This is a genomic window from Siphonobacter sp. BAB-5405, from assembly GCF_002872335.1.
GTDB lineage: Bacteria > Bacteroidota > Bacteroidia > Cytophagales > Spirosomataceae > Siphonobacter.
This window is the reverse complement of record NZ_NJAG01000036.1, coordinates 326,053-343,917: the sequence shown is the minus strand read 5'-3', so window position 1 is coordinate 343,917 and position 17,865 is coordinate 326,053. Positions and strand designations below refer to the sequence as shown.

Genomic DNA, 17,865 nt, shown 5'->3' with positions numbered 1-17,865 from the left:
ATTAAAGGGTTTTGACGCCGAGAGCGAGGTACGGCTGCAGACTGGGGTGGCTGGCGTCAAGTTCGGTAATCAGGTAATCAAGCGTGGTGACGGGGCATACCCGTAGTTTCATCGAGGTGTTCAGTTTTTCGGCGATGGCCAGAATCGCAATGGTCTGAGCCGCCTTGAACATCGCCTTTTTGATCTCCACGGTTTCCCATTCCAGATCGGTAATCCCTTCCGTAGGGTCAATGGCGTTGGTACCCATGATGCAAAGGTCGGCCCGAATATCGGCGAGCTTGAGAAACGCATCCCCACCTATTACGGTTTGACTATACGTTGACACTTTTCCACCAATCAGAATGGTTTCCAGGTTGGGCTTGTTCAGTAACGCAATGCAGGTATGCGGATTGACCGTTACGAAGGTCGCCCGTAGCTGATCGGGTATGGCTTCGATGAAGGCCTGTACCGTTGTGCCGCCGCCGATGAGTACAATCATGCCGTCCCGCACCAGGGATACCGCTTTTCGGGCGATCCGCTCTTTGCTGGAGGAGGCGTATCGCAATGATTTTTCGCTTTGGGGACTGAAGTGATTCCCCGCCGCCATCGCTCCGCCCTTGATTTTAATGATGAGCCGCTCCTCGGACAGTTCGTTCAGGTCACGGCGAATGGTTTCCTCGGATACATGGAGCAGTTGAGACAAGTCACCGAACGTAACCCGGGAGTGGATGTTAATGTGTTTAAGTATAAGTTCTTTTCGCTCTTTTTTGACCAGCGTAATCATAGCTATTGCCCGGTAATCTGTTCCTCTAGCCTACTCATCTTTACAAATATTAAAAAGAATTGTCAATTTTTAGTGGATAATTGAGTATTATTTGGAAATAGTGACAAAAACTAGTTAAATACGTTGCTTTTATTTTAAATAGTGATATTTAATTCTAAAATATTTAATAAATTAAATGTAGTATTTGTATAAATAACATGCTTTTATTTAAATATGGGGTTATAAAATTGGATATAATAGCTGAAATCTATAGGGTTTTGAGGTAGTGAAAAATTTTTGAGTTGGATAGGGTATGAGTTTCGTTTATGGAATAGACATACTAGCAAAGTTTCGTTTCTTTTATATAAGAACAGGACTGTTTTCGTCCCGTAAGTACGGCTGATTTTTTAGTCCGTATGCATTCCATGCCGGCACGCCCACCGCTCACCTCCTCTTGCTCAGGGCCACCGCATTGCTGAGGAGATAGGCGGCTTTTCGCGATAGGACGGGGCCTGATTTTATGCTGTCCATGCAGTTATTCGACTGTATTTTAACAACTACGAACACTTAACCAACAACTAAATGAAATGTCAGAAGATGTAAACCTCTCCCGCCCGTAAGCCATTCCATGGGGGCCCCATGGAATGGCAACTGAACGACCTGCGACAGCCGCAACGCGGTGGCCAAGAGCGGGCTGTGGTTAGGCGTGGAGAGGTCCAGCCTGGAAGGCTTACGGGCACCGAACAGCCGTATTTACAGGACCAAACCCAGTGTAGGTGATTAAGAAACGCTAAATGCAGGAGATATCGCACAACGCTACGTCTAGCTAGAACCGTAACAGACCGTAATCCACACAATTGTTATACGTAAGCGACGAATCATTGGGCTTTTCTTAGTTTCTTTACCACCGTTAGAATCCTCTTACGCTAAACCTATGATCAGAAGACAGTTTATTCAACAGGTACTGCAAGGTGCCGCTTCTACGGTTGTGCTCAGTACACCCTGGGCTGCCGCAGCCGCTGACTGGCCTGCTGCCGCCGATCTCCAGAGCCATACCATTGCGGACATCAGCTATACCGAAGTACAGCTCAAATGGCCCCGGTTTGTGGGTAAAAATGGTCGGCGGGATAACCACGGTTATGGCCCTAAAGTGGGTGTTTGTACGCTAACGACGGATCAGGGAGCCAAAGGCTGGGGAATGCACGGGGGACGAAATCAGGAAGCTATTGCCTACCTGAAGGGCAAACGGGTTTCGGAGGTGTTTCAACCCGCTGTGGGCGTTACCGATCCCAAAGCCCTGTCCTTTGATGTGCCCCTGCACGATCTGGCTGGTGTGATCCTGAATAAGCCTGTGTACGAATTGCTGGGACAGAAAAAACCCATCCTGACCAAGTGCTACAGCGGGATGATTTACTTCGATGAGCTGGAAACCAATGAAGGGCCCGTAAAGACAGCAACCGGAGGACTGGATAAACTGATCGAAAACTGTCGGCACGATTACGAGCTGGGGTATCGGCAACTCAAGCTTAAAATTGGTCGCGGCAATATGTGGATGCCGAAAGAAGAAGGGCTGAAGCGTGATATTGAGGTGACTAAACTAGTGGCCAAAACATTCCCGGATGTCGAAATTCTGGTGGATGCCAATGACGGCTATACCGCAGATACCGCAATTGCTTACTTGAAGGGTATTGGTGATATTCCCCTCTTCTGGATGGAAGAACCCTTTGCCGAAACGGTGGCCGATTACGAGAAACTGCGTTCCTGGACCAAAGTCAATAAGCCTAACATGCTACTGGCCGAGGGCGAAGCCAATCCTAATCAGGCCTTGTTACGCGAGTTGGGAGAGAAAAAACTGATTGACGTTCACCTGACTGACATCATCGGCTACGGATTTACGCCCTGGCGGAAACTCATGCCCGAACTTAAAAAAATGGGCATTCTAGCCTCGCCTCACGCCTTTGGTGAATTACTCAAATCGTACTACTGTACGCACTTGGCGGGCGGACTGGGCAATACGACGACTATTGAAGGCGTACCCGCCACGAGTGAGGACATTGATTTTGGTAAGTATAAAATCGAAAAGGGAAAATTCATTCCTTCCCCGGACCCTGGCTTTGGCATGACTTTGCTTAAAAAGGGTTGAGGGGCGGGAAGTTTGAAGGGGTTTAAAGAGGTTTGAAAGGTTTTGGGTTTGAGGTGTGAATGGTGAGTTGTAGAAATTGGGGAAAGAGTGGGTGAATGAATCGCAAATCGAGTGCTTGGGTAGAGTAGTCCATCGGTACTGCTACCCGAGCACTCAATCTAAATTAGTGTTTACCAGGGACTTATGCCCGTTTCCGGAGCGTTGTCATCACTGAAGAATTTACTGGTTGGACCATCGGCATCCAAGAGGGCCGCTTTTACCACGCGACTGGCGGCATCCGCTACGGTACCGGTACCGCTGTGGTGGTTGAAATCCGTGGCCGTATAGCCCGGATCCACGGCATTTACTTTAAAAGCCGTATCCCGCAATTCATGTGCCAGCACAATGGTGTAGGCATTCAGGGCGGCTTTGGAAGTCGTGTAATAGGCTCCCTTCACGGCATAATACTTCCAGCTCGGATCATTATGCAGCGTTAGTGAACTTAAACCTGAGGTGACGTTCACAATCCGAGGTTGCGAAGAAGCCCGGAGTAAATCCAGAAAAGCCTGGGTGGTTTCGATGACGCCAAAGAAATTGGTTTCGAACACTTGTCGAAAGGTATTTATATCCCCCTCTGCAGCCGTTTGAGGAAAGCCACCACTGATGCCCGCATTATTGATGAGTACATCCAGTACCTGCGTTTTTAGTCTGAGTACCTGACGAGCAGCTTTAATGGATTCCGGCCGATCAACATCGATGGTAATCGCTTCAACTTGGGTTAATCCTTCGGAGGTAAGCTGAGCGACGGCCTGCTCACCTTTCTGAGCATCGCGACTACCTAGATACACGTAATAGTCTTTTTGTAAAAGTTGTCGAGCGGTTTCAAATCCAATACTTTTGTTAGCTCCAGTAATGAGTGCAGTCTTCATGTTTCAGGTGTTTTCTTGTTGGGACAAAGGTAGAATAGCCCCTTCAGGCCACTGAAACACATTTTGCGGTATTACTGGTACATTCTTCGGGTAGCCGCCCGATACTCGGCTGGGGTAACCTGCGTTTCGCGTTTAAAGAAGCGACTGAAGTACGAAGCATCCGAAAAACCCAGTCCAAACGCGATTTCCTTCAAGGACTGTTCGGAATGAAACAACAGGCGGCGGGCTTCCAGTACTAACCGGTCATGGATATGCGTAATGGCTGATTTACTGCTTTGGGCTTTGATAACTTCACTTAGATACCCCGCCGATACATGCAGCAGCGACGCGTAATCACTGACCTGATGAAGTTGATGAAAATGCTTGTTTATTTCCGCCTGGTACTTTTTCAGAAGTTGAGTTTCCGCTGAAAAAGTCTTACGCTCAAATTGTTCCGTGTACAATCGGCTCAAATACGTCAGCAGAACCTGCAGGTAGGCCGACAGCATTCGCTGATGCCATACGCCCGCAGTCAGATACTCGGAATAAATTTTATCCAGCAAGTCTTCTACCAACACTACATCTGCTTCAGACAGAGCGAGTTCGTGCCCATTTTCCGGATTTTGGATCATCGGAAGAGTCCTTAACAGTGTGTTTTCCTGCAAAGCCAGAAATTCCTGCGTAAAGGCAAAGGCGGTACCCCAGGTGGGCAAAGACTCTTCCTTGACCGTAATCTGTTGCGGAGCAAAAAAATAGAAAGTCTGATCTTTCGGTTCGTAGGGAACCATATCCACCCAGTGCCGTCCGCCACCCTGCCGAATGAATCCAAGTAAATAGTAGTCTTTTCGGTGGGGAATGAGAAGTTCGGAGTGATGGGTGAGCGTTCCTTCAAATCGGGCCATACTGAATAGCGGGCTGCCTAGTACGGGGTCCTGCTCCAGGGTATAGAGGGGAATGGGTTGATCAGGAGTTATAAAATTCATTTTTAAAAAATACAAAAGTTCTGTTTACCTCTAACCGTACGGGCAGGCAGTATTGAATTCAGCATACCAGGCATGGGCAAGGGAGTCCCTACACGATTGACGTATAAGCTAACAAGGTAACGAATGTACGAATCAATACGCATTCAGAGGGCACTTCTCTTACGGGTAGAGGCGACAGAGCTATGATCCTGGGAAAACCTGCCTATGAGCTAAAGGAAGAACATTAATCACTATTTTTTCTAGCCATAATCATCAACTTTTCTAACCATTTCGCAAGAATGGGGTTATGCAGATACACGTTTGAAAGATGATATGCCAGGTGAGAATTTTCCTAATACCGGATCGCTTCGGGAGCGTTTAGATATAGATTTTGCCCTAACCTCGGCGGGTTTGGGCGTTTGGGAGCTGGATCCCGTTTCCATGCAGATCCTCTGGGATGATCGCTGCCGGGAGCTTTATGGGTCGATCAGCGACAATTACCTTCCTTATGATAAAGCCATTGCGTATGTCCACCCGGATGATGTGAGTCGGGTCAATGACGCTGTACATCAGGCTTTTCAATTAACTTCGGGAGGCAATTATGACGTTGCTTACCGAACCATTGGAGCAGATGATGGCAAACTACGCTGGGTACGTTTTTACGGAAAAGCTTCTTTCGATGAACAGGGAAAACCCTACCGATTTGGCGGCGTTGCTCAGGACGTAACCCGCGATATGGAAAACCTGAAAAGTCAACAGGCTGCCCAGCAACAAATTCTGGATTCGTTTGAAGCGTCACCCGTAGGAATTGCCCTGATTGATCGTCATGAATTGACCTTCCAGCGAGCCAATCCCTTTTACGGAGAACTGGTCGGACGAACGCCCGATCAAATCGTAGGCAAGCCGCTACTGACCGCTTTACCCGAACTGGCCGGACAGGGATTTGACCAATTGTTACAGGACGTGCTCGATACAGGCATTCCCTTTATCGCGAAAGATGTAGCCGTTGCACTCGTTCGGAATCAGGTGTTGGAAACCATCTATGTCGATTTAACCTATCAACCCCAACGGCCGGTCAACCGGACCGAGATTACGGGGATTCTGGTCATTGCTACCGATGTAACCCAGCAGGTGCTTTCCCGGAAGAGAGTGGAGGCCAGTGAAGCCCAGCTTAAATCGATCATTGCCACCGCTCCGGCGGCCATGGGTCTTTTTGTGGGCCGCGATTTAGTCGTGGAGATGCCCAATCAGGCCTTTATTGATATCGTAGGAAAAGGGCCAGACATTGAAGGGAAGCCGCTCCGGGAAGTCATGCCGGAACTGGAGAACCAGCCCTTTCTGCAAATACTGGATGATGTATATACGTCGGGGAAGATGTTTCAAAGTCACGGCTCCCAGGTCAATATTGTCCAGCATGGCGTGATGTCGTACAATTTCTACAATATCACCTATACGCCCCTGTTCAATGAAAAAGGGGAGGTATACGCCATTCTGGATATTGCCATCGACGTCACCGAAAGTATACGCGTCCAGCAAAAACTACAGGAAACGCAGGCCAAGTTACAGGAAACCATTGAGCTGGCCGAGCTGGCTGCCTGGGAGGTAGACTTTACTACGCGAAAGGTGATGTACTCCGATCGTTTACGGGATTGGTGTGGATTTGAACGGGAAGAGCCGTTGACGATTGAACGGGCTTATGAAGTAATCGACCCTCAGAATCAGCTGATTGTCAAAGCGGCAATGGACGCGGCTCGTCAACTACTGAATGAGGGCCAGTACGAAGCGGAATTTTCCGTGTATTGCTTAAAAACGGGCCAGAAACGGATTCTGCACGCTCAGGGTAAGGTAATCCGGGATGAGCAAGATGAGGTTTGCGGGATCGCGGGTAGTGCCCAGGATGTTACATTGCAACGTCGAACGCACGCTGCTCTAGAGCTTTTAGTACAGGAACGTACCGAAGAACTAGCCTCCACCAATGAAGAACTCTTTACCTCGAATGAAGAACTGGCTCACACGAATGAGCAGCTACATCAGGCCAACGATCAATTGATTCGGTCCAATGCCAGTCTGGAGCAGTTTGCTTACATCGCCAGTCACGACTTACAGGCACCGCTTCGTAAAATCCAGCAATTCATTGACATTCTGGTACGACGCCATCAGGATACACTGGCTGAAGACAGCCGACTGCTGATTCGTATTCAGGAATCAGCCCATCGCATGGGCTTGCTCATTAATGATTTACTCGCTTTCTCAAAAATTTCGAATGGAAAAGCGGATACGCAGGAAGTAATGTTGTCGGAAGTGCTCGCTCAGGCCATTGACAATTTGTCGGTGGCCATTGAAGAAACGAGTGCTGATATTCAGGTCGAATCATTACCGGCGTTTTTGGGGGATGCCCGGCAACTCGAGCAGCTTTTTCAAAACGTACTTTCCAATGCCATCAAGTTCAGCAGTAAAGATATGCAGGGAAGTGCGACGGTACCTTGCATTCAGGTAACGTATCAGCAGGTACAGTCGTATGAGCTTCCCTTACTGGCTGGCTGGGCTCCCGTCTACGGAAGCTATCATCGGATTCGCGTACAGGATAATGGGATCGGTTTTGAGGAACAGTACGCGGACCGCATCTTTGGGGTATTCCAACGCCTGCACGGCAAAAGCGAGTTTGAAGGAACGGGCGTAGGACTTGCGATCTGCCAGAAGGTAGCTCTCAACCACGAAGGATTTATTCAGGCCCAGGGCAGACCCGAGCAAGGAGCTACCTTTGAAATCTATCTGCCTGTTCAACGTCAGTAATAGTTACCGTTTATTCGTTAAAGCGTTATACGTTTATTAAGCTTATTCATTGTATGTCTACAAAAGGCCCCATTATTTCCGTAGAAGATGACGAAGATGATCAATTTCTGATTCGGGATGTGTTAAAAGAACTGGGTGTGACGAACGAAATACTTTTCTTTAGCAACGGTCAGTTGGCCCTGGATTATCTGACCGTCACTACAGAACAACCCTTTCTGATTCTTTGCGACGTAAATATGCCCGTGATGAATGGTCTGGAATTGCATGCGAAAATTGCTGATAATGAGGTTCTGCGAAGGAAAGCCATCCCTTTTGTCTTTTTAACTACTGCCGCAAATGCTAACTTAGTGAACGAAGCCTATATGCAAAGTGTCCAGGGATTTTATCAGAAAGCCAGTTCATTTGAAACGTTTCAGAAACAATTAGAGGCCATCATCATCTACTGGCGGGGCTGTCTGCACCCCAATAACTTTCAATAGAAACCAGGAAAGGAAAACGAGCTACCCTGGTGAATTATAATGCACGGGAAGAACGGTACAGGTAATTGCCGGAGTTGAAACCGGTTAAAAAGAGCTTTTTTGTATTGTGAATGTATGGCGTAAGAAGTATCTTTCGCATTGGGTTTATAACTAAAGCGTATGCATAGCGACGTATCTGCTCCTTCGGGAGAATACCAACTTTGTGACCAGGAGCGGTTATCCTTAGCCTTACAGGCAGCTCAGGTAGGAACTTGGGAGCTGGATGTAGCTCAGCAACTCGTCTGGCTGGATGAGCGTTGCCGCGACTTATACGGGCTTACCGAACAGCAGTCCATTTCCTATTCCGCTTTACTCGAATTTATTTACGCGGAGGATCGTAACCGGGTTGAGGAGGCCGTTGAGCGAGCCTTACGGCCCGGTTCGCTTGGGCATTACGAGGTTGAATTCCGTACCCTGAATCCGAACCAAAACAGGCTTCGCTGGCTGTACTGCAAAGGACAGGCCTTTTTCAACGACAAAGGCCAGGTATACCGATTTTCGGGAATTGCCCAGGATATAACATCCCTGATCCAAACCCGGCAGCTGTTGGCGTACAGCGAAAACCACTGGCGAAATCTGGTGGATAGTTCAGCAACCGCAACGGCTATTTATCAGGGAAGAGACATGACCATTCAGGCCGTGAATCAGGCCATGATTACCATTTGGGGTAAAGATGCATCCGTGCAGGGGAAAACCTTTGCGGAAGCGATTCCTGAAGTGGAGGATCAGCCTTTTCTAAGCCTGTTACAGAACGTATACGATACGGGAATTGCCTACCACGAATCAGAAGGTAAAGCCATTCTCCAGGTAGGCGGTCGCTTGCAGGAATTTTGGTTTAACTATTCCTATGCTCCTTTACGGGAGGAGTCCGGGAAAATTTACGGTATTATTCACACCGCCACCGACATTACTTCCCAGGTACAGGCCCGCCGGGCTTTAGAAGTGCAGCAGCAGCAGTTCAAGGCCATGCTGGAAGGAAGTTTATTATTGAAATGTCTGCTGGATCCGAAGGGAAATATCACCTTCCAAAACCAGCGGTTTGGCGAGTATACAGGATTCACCCTGGAGCAAAGCCAGAAAAAAGGCTGGCAGAGCCTTTTCTCGAATCAGGACTATCGAAAGATAGAAAAGATCGCCTCGGAGGGAATACGGACGCAAAAAGGCTTTACCTGCGAAAGCAGATTACGCCGGCACGATGGCGAGTACTGCTGGCACGAAATTGAGTTTGTCCCTCTTTTTGATGGAAACCAACTGCTTACGGGTTGGGTGTGCCGGGCAACCAATATTCACGAGCGTAAGAACTTACAGCATCACCTGGAATTCCTTGTGCAGGAACGGACCGAAGAGCTGGAAGCCAGTCTGGAAGAATTACAGGCCCTCAACGAAGAGTTAGGAGCCAGCAATGAAGAACTACAGGCCTCGGGGGAAGAACTGAGTGAATCCAACCAGCAGCTTTCGCTTTCCAATGATCGTCTGCAACGCTTCGCGTATGTAGCCAGTCACGATTTACAGGAGCCGCTTCGGAAGATACAAACCTTTGGTTCCCTGCTTAGTCAACGATACGGACACGCGTTGGGCGATCAGGGTTTGTCGCTGCTGACCCGCATGAGTAAAGCGGGCGAGCAGATGTCTACGCTGATTCAGGATCTGCTGGCCTATTCACGGATCAGCGGCCAGGGCGAGCAGTTTCAGGTAGTCTCCCTGCAGCAGGTGCTAACCAGCGTAACAGAGACGCTGGAAATAAGTATCGAACAAACGCAGGCGATGATTGAGATCGATGCATTGCCCGCGATCCTGGGAGATGAAGGGCAATTGGGCCAACTTTTTCAGAATCTGCTGTCGAACGCCATCAAATTTGCCAAGCCGGGCGAGCGGCCGCACATTCGGATTGCCACTCAAATCAGGCTTCGGGAGCAGTTGCCCTCGCATGTGGAGCCCCTCAGTAAGGCTGATCGTTTTCATCAGGTCAGCGTGATCGACCGGGGCGTTGGTTTCAACGAGCAGTTTCTGGACCGTATTTTCGAGGTATTTCAACGCCTGCACGATAAGAAAATCTACAACGGTACGGGCATTGGTCTAGCTATTTGCCAGCGAGTGATGGAAAATCACGGCGGAGCCATTACCGCAGAAAGCATCCCCGAAGAGGGAGCCCGCTTCCATGTGTACTTTCCTTACTAGGTATTGCACGAATTTCCGTGGCTCCGTATCTAATGCGATGGAAGGTCTGCTCCCGGTGGAACGCGTTTCCTGCCGGAGGAATCCAGTAGGCTAGGGCGTTGGATACGTAAGCACTAAAAGATTAGATTGCTTAACGGGATGAAACGTCGACTTTCTATGGCTAGTAGATGTTTGCTGGGTAGGGGCTGTTGCCAGTTTCTCCAGAAATGACCTGACTACTAAATGGATAGCCGTTTTTGCGTATAAAGCACTTAATTAGTAAGCTGGTATGAGGCCTCATACGCGAAGCAGAAACATACCTGTTAACTTCTCTGAACACACGTTTGGTCTGACTTAATTTAGATTAATTCTGATTTGTTGCCCACCGAAAAGGAAAATCCTGACGTTTGATTCGTAGTTTTGCAGCCTTAATTCCGCTACGACGGTATGAATTATTCGACGGTATCTCGATTTTTCAGTAATGGCTTTACGAATTCCGGGAGTATTCCTCCTCTGCTTGTTTGTCTTTTCTTCCCAGGCTCAACACTTCATCAAAGGTCGCGTTAAAGAAGCCCAATCTCCTCAACACCCCCTGGCCGGAGCCAGCATTCAGCTAAGTGGCACGGCTCAGGGAACAATAACGGATGCGGGGGGCTATTTTGAACTCTCAGCCAACGGACCCGCTACATCCCTTACCGTTAGCCATATAGGCTATCAGACCCAGCGGATTTCATTAACGGGCAACCCGGACCTCATCGAAATCAACTTAGTAGCGGCCAACGCACAAGGACTCAAAGAAGTTACCGTTACTTCCCGGTATTACAAGCCTTATCATCTGAATACCGTTTCCAGTGCGTTGCGACTACAAACGCCCCTGATTAACCTTTCCCAGAATATTCAGGAAATCAGTGCGGAAGTTTTGTATGATCAGGGAAGTTTTAATACGACGGACGGGCTTAGCCGGAATGTCAGTGGGGTCATTCGTCAGGAAGTATCCAACAACCTCGGACCCTATATGTTCATGCGGGGCGGTCAGATTTCGACGCTTCGCAATGGAATTGACCTGACGCCCATTTACCGGGGGCCCGTTCCCGAAGACGCCGCTATCATTGATCGGGTCGAATTCATGAAAGGGCCGTCACTCTTTATGAACAACATTGGCGACCCCGCCGGTACTTTCAACGTATTAACGAAGCAACCCACGGGCACGCCGCACTATTCGGCTACGGCCATGCTGGGGAGCTGGAACCTGTACCGACTGGCCGCAGACCTGGATGGCGTGCTGGACGCTAAGAAAAAGCTGCAATACCGTTTGAATGTCATGGGAATGACGAGCGAATCCTTTGTAAAGTATGACTACAACCGACGCATGGTGCTGGCTCCCGTGCTGAAATACCAGTTCAGTGATCGTACTTCCGTGACGGCTGAATATACGTATCAGCAATTCCAGTATGCATTAATAAGTCCGATTGTGATGACACCGAACGGATACGCGAGCTTACCGCGTGACTTCACCATCCATGAACCTAGCCTTAAGCCTTACCAGGTTCGTGACCATACTGGCTTTCTGACCTTTGCTCATGCATTTAATAAAAACTGGTCGCTGACAGCTCGGGCATCCCTGCTGCAGAATGACTACGAGGGTATGTACATGTGGGTAACGGGCGTAAACCCCGCCAACCCGAACCTCCTGCTTCGGAATCCCAAGTACGATCTCGTCCGGATGCAGGTCTATTCGCAGCAGGTATTTGTGAACGGAAAGATCCGAATGCCCGGTGTAACGCAACAGATTCTGGCGGGTGTGGATATGAATCAGAAGCAGGTATTGGGCGATATTTACGTAACGTATGACACCTATACCGATGCCGCTGGAAAAACGCAGCCCAGGTATTACCCACTCCATATAGATGCCCCGGAATACCAGATTCAAACGCCGGATTACCGGACGCCGGGCGGACTGACTCACGGTAATACGGATCAATCCATCCGGTATTACTCGCTGTATGCTCTGGATGAGTTGACCTTCTTTCGGGAAAAACTGCGACTAACGCTGGGCGGACGCTTTACGGCGGTAAATACCCAGAATAAGGTGTCTTCCGTACAGACTTCCTCAAAAGATCAGGTCTTTACGCCACGGGTGGGTTTGAGTTACAGCATTCAGCCCACCTGGTCGGTGTATGCCCTGTATGATCAGACGCTGATTCCGCAGGCGGGTATAACGAGTGCGGGGGAGGCCATTCGCCCGCTGGAAGGCATCAATCGGGAAATCGGTATGAAGAAAGACTGGCTGGACGGCCGCTGGAATACAACGCTTTCGGTGTACCATATTCACCGCAGTAACATCGTCGCTACCGATCCCAGCAATGCCTTGTACCGACTACAAGTGGGTAAAACGCATGCCAAAGGCATTGAACTCGACGTGGTGGGCGAAGTACTACCGGGCCTGAACGCCGTAATCAACTACGCCTACAACGATTCGAAAATCGATTCTGATGTCAATCCCCAGCTCATTGGAGCCCGTACACCCATGTACGTGAAGCACGTACAGAATACCTGGCTGAATTATCACCTGCCCGGCTCGAAGCTTTCCTCGTTCTCCGTATCGGCGGGTTATCAGTACCAGGGTGGACGCGGCGAACGTTACGCCACGGCCGTGCAGCATCCCGGTCCGGATTATTTCCGACTGGATGGGGGCATTGGCTGGCATTGCAAACATTTGAAGGTCAATGTTTTAATAAATAATATTTTAAATAAAACGCTAATTGCAACCCCTTGGTACCGCAATGGGTTATACTATTGGGTAGCTCAGGCTCCCCTCAATGCCCGCCTGAGTATGCATTACGTACTTTAGTCTTTTCCCATGTTAAAAGCAGTTAACCTAACCAAAGCTTACGGCTCGCATACCGCCCTGGATCACCTGAACCTGGAAATACAAGCGGGTGAAATCTATTGCCTGCTGGGCTCGAACGGGGCGGGAAAATCAACAACGATCAACCTGTTTCTGGGTTTCATTCCGGCTACGAGCGGTCAGGCATTCATCGATGGGGTAGAAGTTTCGGTGAATAACCAGGCCACCCGCGATATGGTGGCGTATATCCCCGAAATCGTCAATCTCTACCCGACGCTTTCCGGGATGGAAAATTTGGAGTTTTTCAGCGGACTCTCCGGCTTTCAGTATACCAAACAGGAGCTGGGCCGTTTTATGGAAATAGCGGGACTGCAGGCTTCGGCTTTTCATAAACGGGTATCTTCGTACTCCAAAGGGATGCGGCAAAAAGTAGGCATTGCCATTGCTCTGGTCAAAAAGGCAAAAGTTCTGTTTCTGGACGAACCCACGTCCGGACTGGACCCGCATGCGAGCAATGAATTCTCTCAAATCATCACTCAGCTCAGTCTGCAGGGCGTCAGTACGCTCATGGCCACACACGACTTGCTCATGGCTAAGAACCTTGGTCACCGCATTGGTATCATGCACCAGGGTAGGCTCAAGCAGGAGCTGATTTCCAACGAAGTATCGCATGTCGATCTGACCAGAATTTATATTGATCTGGTGAAAGAGAAAGAAGTAAATGTCTAGCGTAGAGAGGTTTACGGGTAGTACGCAAGCCCTATAGTATTCGCGACAAAACACCGCACGCTGACCTGACAAGCCCTTATCCAGTATGATTCAACTCGTTATTCAAAAAGAACTTCGGGAGATTTTCCGGACTGCCAAGGTCGTCTGGTTGCTCATCGGCGTTCTGATCTTGATGGGTTTAGCCTTGTACAATGGCTATTCCTACTACGTATCCCATAGTGCCCTGCTGCGGGAATCCCAGCAAGTGACGTACCAGCAGTTTATCTCGCAGGGCGATAAAAACCCGCACCTGGGGGCTCATTTTGGCTTTTATGCCTACAAGCCTACGGCCGAACTGGCCATGATCGACAACGGTATCGAAGACTATACCGGTAATTCCTTTTACCTCGAACCGCATAAACGCGGCGTGGTACGCTTTCGGGAAGTGACCGATGCCACGGGAATCCGGAGTTTCGGGTTTTTCAACGTCGGCTATTTCGCCCAGTTCATTCTGCCGCTGTTCATCTTTCTCATTGCTCACAATATCTTTTCGAAAGAATGGGAAAATGGGACCATCAAAATGATCTTAAGCTCAAAAGCCACGACGCGACAGATTTTTACGGGTAAATTACTCGCCTGCCTGATTCTGGTTTTTACGCTGCTAGTACTCTTGGGCATCGCCTCGCTGGGCTTGTTGAGTCTGGGACCGGATTCAAACCATTTGCCGCAGATTCTGGAAGCTTATGGCCTGTACTGGCTGGGTTTGGCCGTTTTTTGCCTGTTGATTACCATCATTGGTGTGTCCGTATCCCTGCTCACGCGGAATTCTTCGCTATCACTGGTAAGCCTGTCCGGCTTCTGGTTACTGGGTGTGTTTCTCATTCCGCGTTTATCCAGTGAGATTTCCAAGCGACTGTACCCATCCATTACTTCGCTGGAATTTGAGAATACGACCTTCCATGACAAGGAATACGGGGTTGATGGCGAAGGAACAAAAGACGAACGGCGAGCCATTCTGGAAAAAGAAACCCTGAAGAAATACGGCGTAACCCGGCTCGAGGACTTACCCGTTTTCTACATTCCCATCACCATCGAACACTTCGAAGAATCGGATGGCAAGGTCATGGATCGGGCGTACGAGGCCGTGGAGACGAACGAGAAAAAACAGAATGCCGTCCTGCTAACCTCTTCCGTATTTTCTCCCTTTCTGGCTTTTCGGGATTTTTCGATGCGGATGACGGCAACGGATATGCATACGCACAATGATTTTGCGGAGAAAGCGGAGCTGCACCGCCGGAAAGTAGGCGTAATCGTGGATGACTTTTACCAGCAAAACACCGTGGCGGGGAATGACTTCTGGAAAACCGTCCCGCAGTTTGCGTATACCGCTCCGGGAATTGGCTGGCGACTGGCTTCGGCCGCCCCATCCATCGCCATTTTGCTCGGCTGGACGCTCGTATCCGTGCTGCTGATGTTCTTCTCGTATCGAAAAATGACCGTGTAGGTTCTGATTGTTTGTGGAGGTAAACGCATGAAATTAGCCATCGTTCGGGTCATCTGGAACCTGGAATTGAAAATATTATCCCGGAATAAAGTACTGGTGGCCTTATTTGCCATTATGCTGATGATGCTCCTTTCCGCCCTTTGGATTGGCAACAGCATGTACCGGAAACAGGAGCAGACCATCGGTAAAATTCAGGTTCACGAAGCCGAAATGCTCGATAGCCTCAAAACGCGTATCCGCCGGATTGAAGCCAACCACATGGTGCATCCCGGCTTTATCTGGGACGATCCGACCTTTGCCTATAACACCGCCCGTAACGAAGGCCCCAAGTTTGCGGTCAAGCAACCCTTCGTTTTACAGGCTCTCAACGTGGGGCAAAGTGATATTCAGCCCTTTTATTACAAAGTGTACATCAATAAAAAGCAGTACCTGACGTACGAAGGGGAAATCGATAATAGTCTGCTCCAGTTCATTGGGAACTTCGATTTTGCCTTCGTGGTCATCTACCTGTTTCCCTTGCTGATCATTGTCTTTACGTACAATGTGCTGTCGAGTGAAAAGGAACAGGGAACCTGGGTATTGCTCAAAACCAGTAATCAATCCATTGCTCGTTTGATTCAGCTACGGGTGGGCATTCGTTACGTGCTCTTTACGGGTTTGTTCTGGTTTTTGGTCATTCCCATCATGGTAACCCTGCTGGGCAGTAGCTTTTTAAGTACCTCGAACTGGTGGTGGACCTTCGCCCTGGTTTCGCTGTACTTTGGGTTCTGGTTTGTCCTTTCTTTTCTGGTGAACAGTTTCTCAATGTCCTCGACTGTAAATGCGATGGTACTAATTTTCATCTGGCTGTTTACGGGTATCCTGATTCCCAATCTCTTACAGATTGGTTTGAATCAGGCGTATCCCATTCCCAGCCGGATTTCGCAGACCAATGAGGAACGGAAAGCCGTGAACAAATACTTTGAGAAAGACGGACAACTGTTAACCAAGGAAGTCTTCAGTAGCCCCCGGACCCTGATTCGGCAGGCTTCGATTGTCACGCCCGGTATGGTGTATGGGTATGGCGTAATCGTTTACAAGAGTCAGGAAATTAAAGATGCGGCGGCAGAGGTAGCGGAGCGGAAATTGTACGGGCAAATCGAAAAACAGCAGGCGGCCATCCAGGCTCTTCAACTGCTTAGTCCGGCTCTAATGATGCAGGAAGAGCTTTCCGCTTTGTCGGGAACGCACTGGTTTCAGTTTAACGCCTTTAGCCGCGATGTGGATCAGTTCCGGAAACGTACGCAGCAGTTTTATTACCCGAAAATGGCCTACGAATCTACCTATCGCACGTTTTCCGTGAAAGACGCCGAGACGATTCCAACCTTTACGCCCAGGTCCTACCATGCGTATAGCTGGAGTACAGTTCCGCAGGCGTTTCTGAGTTATCTGGCCCTTATTGTTCTCCTGGGCTGGATCGGGCATCGTAAGTTACTGAATGCTCAACGGTAGAAATATACAGATGGGATAGATGGGGTTGCAGTGGGCTTACACTGTAACCCATTTTTTTTAAAGGCGTAGCTGAAAGCGTTTTTACTCTGGTAATCACCTTTCAGGACCGACTGTACTGTTTCGGTTTTGTACCGATGTGTTCGTAAAACACCCTGGAAAAATGACTCAGGTTGGTAAAGCCCAGCCGGTATCCCACCTCTGCTACCGATAGCTTTTCTTCTTTTAGCAAACGAGCCGCTTCTTTGATTCGGAAGGTTTGGTAATAACTAAAAAGCTGTCGCCGAAAATCTGCCGGAATAAGCGTTTGAATTTGGAGGAGCTCATGTGGGCCTGCCGGGCTAATTCTTCAATAACGGGCGGCGTTTCCAGTCGGGCAAGCATCTGATCCCGAATTGTATAGATGATTTCCAGGTCGTGTGGATTCAGGGCATACAGCGGCGTTTGATCCCGCTTTTTTAAAACCATCAGTAAGCGGCAAATCAGTTCTTCTACCTTGACTCGTAGAAAAAATAGCTTGAAGGTTTCTTCGACAGTTTCGCTGACAATCGCATCCACGATTGCCTGTAAAGAAGGGAAAATCATTTCTTCAAAAAGCAAAGGCTGCGTGTTTTCGAGAAGGCTTTGAAGCAGGGGCGGCAGGTCCGAAGTATCCAGCAAACTCTTTAAATACTGGGCGTCTATTTCGATGTTAAGGGTAGATCGATGGGAGTGAATGGGAACCACTCCATCGGTTTGCATGTGGCTGGTAGCAATCAAAACCGAAGGTCTATTGGCTCCTTGGGTTTCGGAAATGACGTTCTGAAATTTGAAAAGAATCATTTTCCCAGGAGGCATGACCTCCGGACTTTTAACGATCAGATCTTCGCGGAGGTCGTAATTCAGAATCAGTAACCGGAGGTGCTCATTGAAAACATAGCCGGAACAGGTACCGCCACCAAAGGTCTCCGGGATGAGGACAGTTCGGTTCTGAACGACCGTACCCAGCCGTTCAGCCAATAGAGGTAGAATTTTAGGTACCGTTGAATCCAGGTTCATGGATGATCGTTTACGACTATTTTTAGGCCTAAGATAGCTATTTTATCTTTGAAAGGTCGTCGACTTTTGTACCATCA

The 17,865-nt window shown here is 48.9% G+C and carries 13 protein-coding genes; 8 read left to right on the top strand and 5 right to left on the bottom strand.

The window, feature by feature from the left end; translation table 11 throughout:
* Window position 1: 1 nt before the first annotated feature.
* Window positions 2-763 (bottom strand): DeoR/GlpR family DNA-binding transcription regulator, encoded by a 762-nt coding sequence (locus BWI97_RS20740; protein WP_102202617.1) that lies wholly within the window; start codon window positions 761-763, stop codon window positions 2-4.
* Between the two features lie 913 nt (window positions 764-1,676).
* Here BWI97_RS20740 and BWI97_RS20735 point away from each other — a divergent pair.
* Window positions 1,677-2,885 (top strand): enolase C-terminal domain-like protein, encoded by a 1,209-nt coding sequence (locus tag BWI97_RS20735; protein WP_102202616.1) that lies wholly within the window; start codon window positions 1,677-1,679, stop codon window positions 2,883-2,885.
* A gap of 170 nt (window positions 2,886-3,055) precedes the next feature.
* Here the strand turns inward: BWI97_RS20735 and BWI97_RS20730 are convergent, their stop codons facing one another.
* Together BWI97_RS20730 and BWI97_RS20725 are read right to left on the bottom strand one after the other, a co-directional pair.
* Entirely contained in the window at window positions 3,056-3,793 is a 738-nt protein-coding gene (locus BWI97_RS20730) for an SDR family oxidoreductase (RefSeq protein ID WP_102202615.1), read from the bottom strand.
* Between the two features lie 71 nt (window positions 3,794-3,864).
* Window positions 3,865-4,755: a helix-turn-helix domain-containing protein gene (locus BWI97_RS20725; protein ID WP_102202614.1), complete on the bottom strand. Its 891-nt coding sequence runs from the start codon at window positions 4,753-4,755 to the stop codon at window positions 3,865-3,867.
* Window positions 4,756-5,067: 312 nt separating this feature from the next.
* Here BWI97_RS20725 and BWI97_RS20720 point away from each other — a divergent pair, with 312 nt between their 5' ends.
* The 7 genes from BWI97_RS20720 (at window position 5,068) to BWI97_RS20690 (ending at window position 16,753) form a co-directional block, all read left to right on the top strand.
* Window positions 5,068-7,527, top strand: coding sequence for a PAS domain-containing protein (locus BWI97_RS20720; RefSeq protein ID WP_158242813.1), 2,460 nt, complete (start codon window positions 5,068-5,070; stop codon window positions 7,525-7,527).
* A gap of 53 nt (window positions 7,528-7,580) precedes the next feature.
* On the top strand, window positions 7,581-8,006 hold the full coding sequence (locus tag BWI97_RS20715; RefSeq protein ID WP_094808385.1) for a response regulator: 426 nt from the start codon (window positions 7,581-7,583) through the stop codon (window positions 8,004-8,006).
* A gap of 159 nt (window positions 8,007-8,165) precedes the next feature.
* Window positions 8,166-10,223 carry a PAS domain S-box protein gene (locus BWI97_RS20710; protein ID WP_102202612.1) on the top strand — a complete coding sequence of 686 codons (2,058 nt, stop codon included), beginning with the start codon at window positions 8,166-8,168 and terminating at the stop codon, window positions 10,221-10,223.
* A 460-nt stretch (window positions 10,224-10,683) separates the two neighbouring features.
* Entirely contained in the window at window positions 10,684-13,053 is a 2,370-nt protein-coding gene (locus BWI97_RS20705; RefSeq protein ID WP_102202611.1) for a TonB-dependent receptor domain-containing protein, read from the top strand.
* A gap of 9 nt (window positions 13,054-13,062) precedes the next feature.
* A complete protein-coding gene (locus BWI97_RS20700) occupies window positions 13,063-13,779 on the top strand; it encodes an ABC transporter ATP-binding protein (protein ID WP_102202610.1) in 717 nt (238 codons plus the stop codon).
* A gap of 85 nt (window positions 13,780-13,864) precedes the next feature.
* Window positions 13,865-15,262: a DUF3526 domain-containing protein gene (locus BWI97_RS20695; RefSeq protein WP_102202609.1), complete on the top strand. Its 1,398-nt coding sequence runs from the start codon at window positions 13,865-13,867 to the stop codon at window positions 15,260-15,262.
* Between the two features lie 27 nt (window positions 15,263-15,289).
* The gene (locus tag BWI97_RS20690) at window positions 15,290-16,753 is read left to right on the top strand and encodes a DUF3526 domain-containing protein (protein WP_102202608.1); all 1,464 of its coding nucleotides are present in this window, start codon (window positions 15,290-15,292) and stop codon (window positions 16,751-16,753) included.
* Window positions 16,754-16,853: 100 nt separating this feature from the next.
* Here the strand turns inward: BWI97_RS20690 and BWI97_RS29280 are convergent, their stop codons facing one another.
* Both BWI97_RS29280 and BWI97_RS28405 read right to left on the bottom strand, forming a co-directional pair.
* Window positions 16,854-16,982, bottom strand: a complete 129-nt coding sequence (locus BWI97_RS29280; protein ID WP_369679075.1) for a helix-turn-helix domain-containing protein — start codon at window positions 16,980-16,982, stop codon at window positions 16,854-16,856.
* A complete protein-coding gene (locus BWI97_RS28405; protein WP_233207923.1) occupies window positions 16,976-17,788 on the bottom strand; it encodes an AraC family transcriptional regulator in 813 nt (270 codons plus the stop codon). Before BWI97_RS28405 ends, BWI97_RS29280 begins: the two co-directional genes overlap by 7 nt.
* Window positions 17,789-17,865: the final 77 nt, after the last annotated feature.

Coding starts and splice junctions, on each gene's coding strand:
- BWI97_RS20740 (WP_102202617.1), bottom strand. CDS start 763: ATGATTACGCTGGTCAAAAAAGAGCGAAAAGAACTTATACTTAAACAC.
- BWI97_RS20710 (WP_102202612.1), top strand. CDS start 8,166: ATGCATAGCGACGTATCTGCTCCTTCGGGAGAATACCAACTTTGTGAC.
- BWI97_RS20725 (WP_102202614.1), bottom strand. CDS start 4,755: ATGAATTTTATAACTCCTGATCAACCCATTCCCCTCTATACCCTGGAG.
- BWI97_RS20730 (WP_102202615.1), bottom strand. CDS start 3,793: ATGAAGACTGCACTCATTACTGGAGCTAACAAAAGTATTGGATTTGAA.
- BWI97_RS20715 (WP_094808385.1), top strand. CDS start 7,581: ATGTCTACAAAAGGCCCCATTATTTCCGTAGAAGATGACGAAGATGAT.
- BWI97_RS28405 (WP_233207923.1), bottom strand. CDS start 17,788: ATGAACCTGGATTCAACGGTACCTAAAATTCTACCTCTATTGGCTGAA.
- BWI97_RS20695 (WP_102202609.1), top strand. CDS start 13,865: ATGATTCAACTCGTTATTCAAAAAGAACTTCGGGAGATTTTCCGGACT.
- BWI97_RS20705 (WP_102202611.1), top strand. CDS start 10,684: ATGGCTTTACGAATTCCGGGAGTATTCCTCCTCTGCTTGTTTGTCTTT.
- BWI97_RS20720 (WP_158242813.1), top strand. CDS start 5,068: ATGCCAGGTGAGAATTTTCCTAATACCGGATCGCTTCGGGAGCGTTTA.
- BWI97_RS20690 (WP_102202608.1), top strand. CDS start 15,290: ATGAAATTAGCCATCGTTCGGGTCATCTGGAACCTGGAATTGAAAATA.
- BWI97_RS20700 (WP_102202610.1), top strand. CDS start 13,063: ATGTTAAAAGCAGTTAACCTAACCAAAGCTTACGGCTCGCATACCGCC.
- BWI97_RS20735 (WP_102202616.1), top strand. CDS start 1,677: ATGATCAGAAGACAGTTTATTCAACAGGTACTGCAAGGTGCCGCTTCT.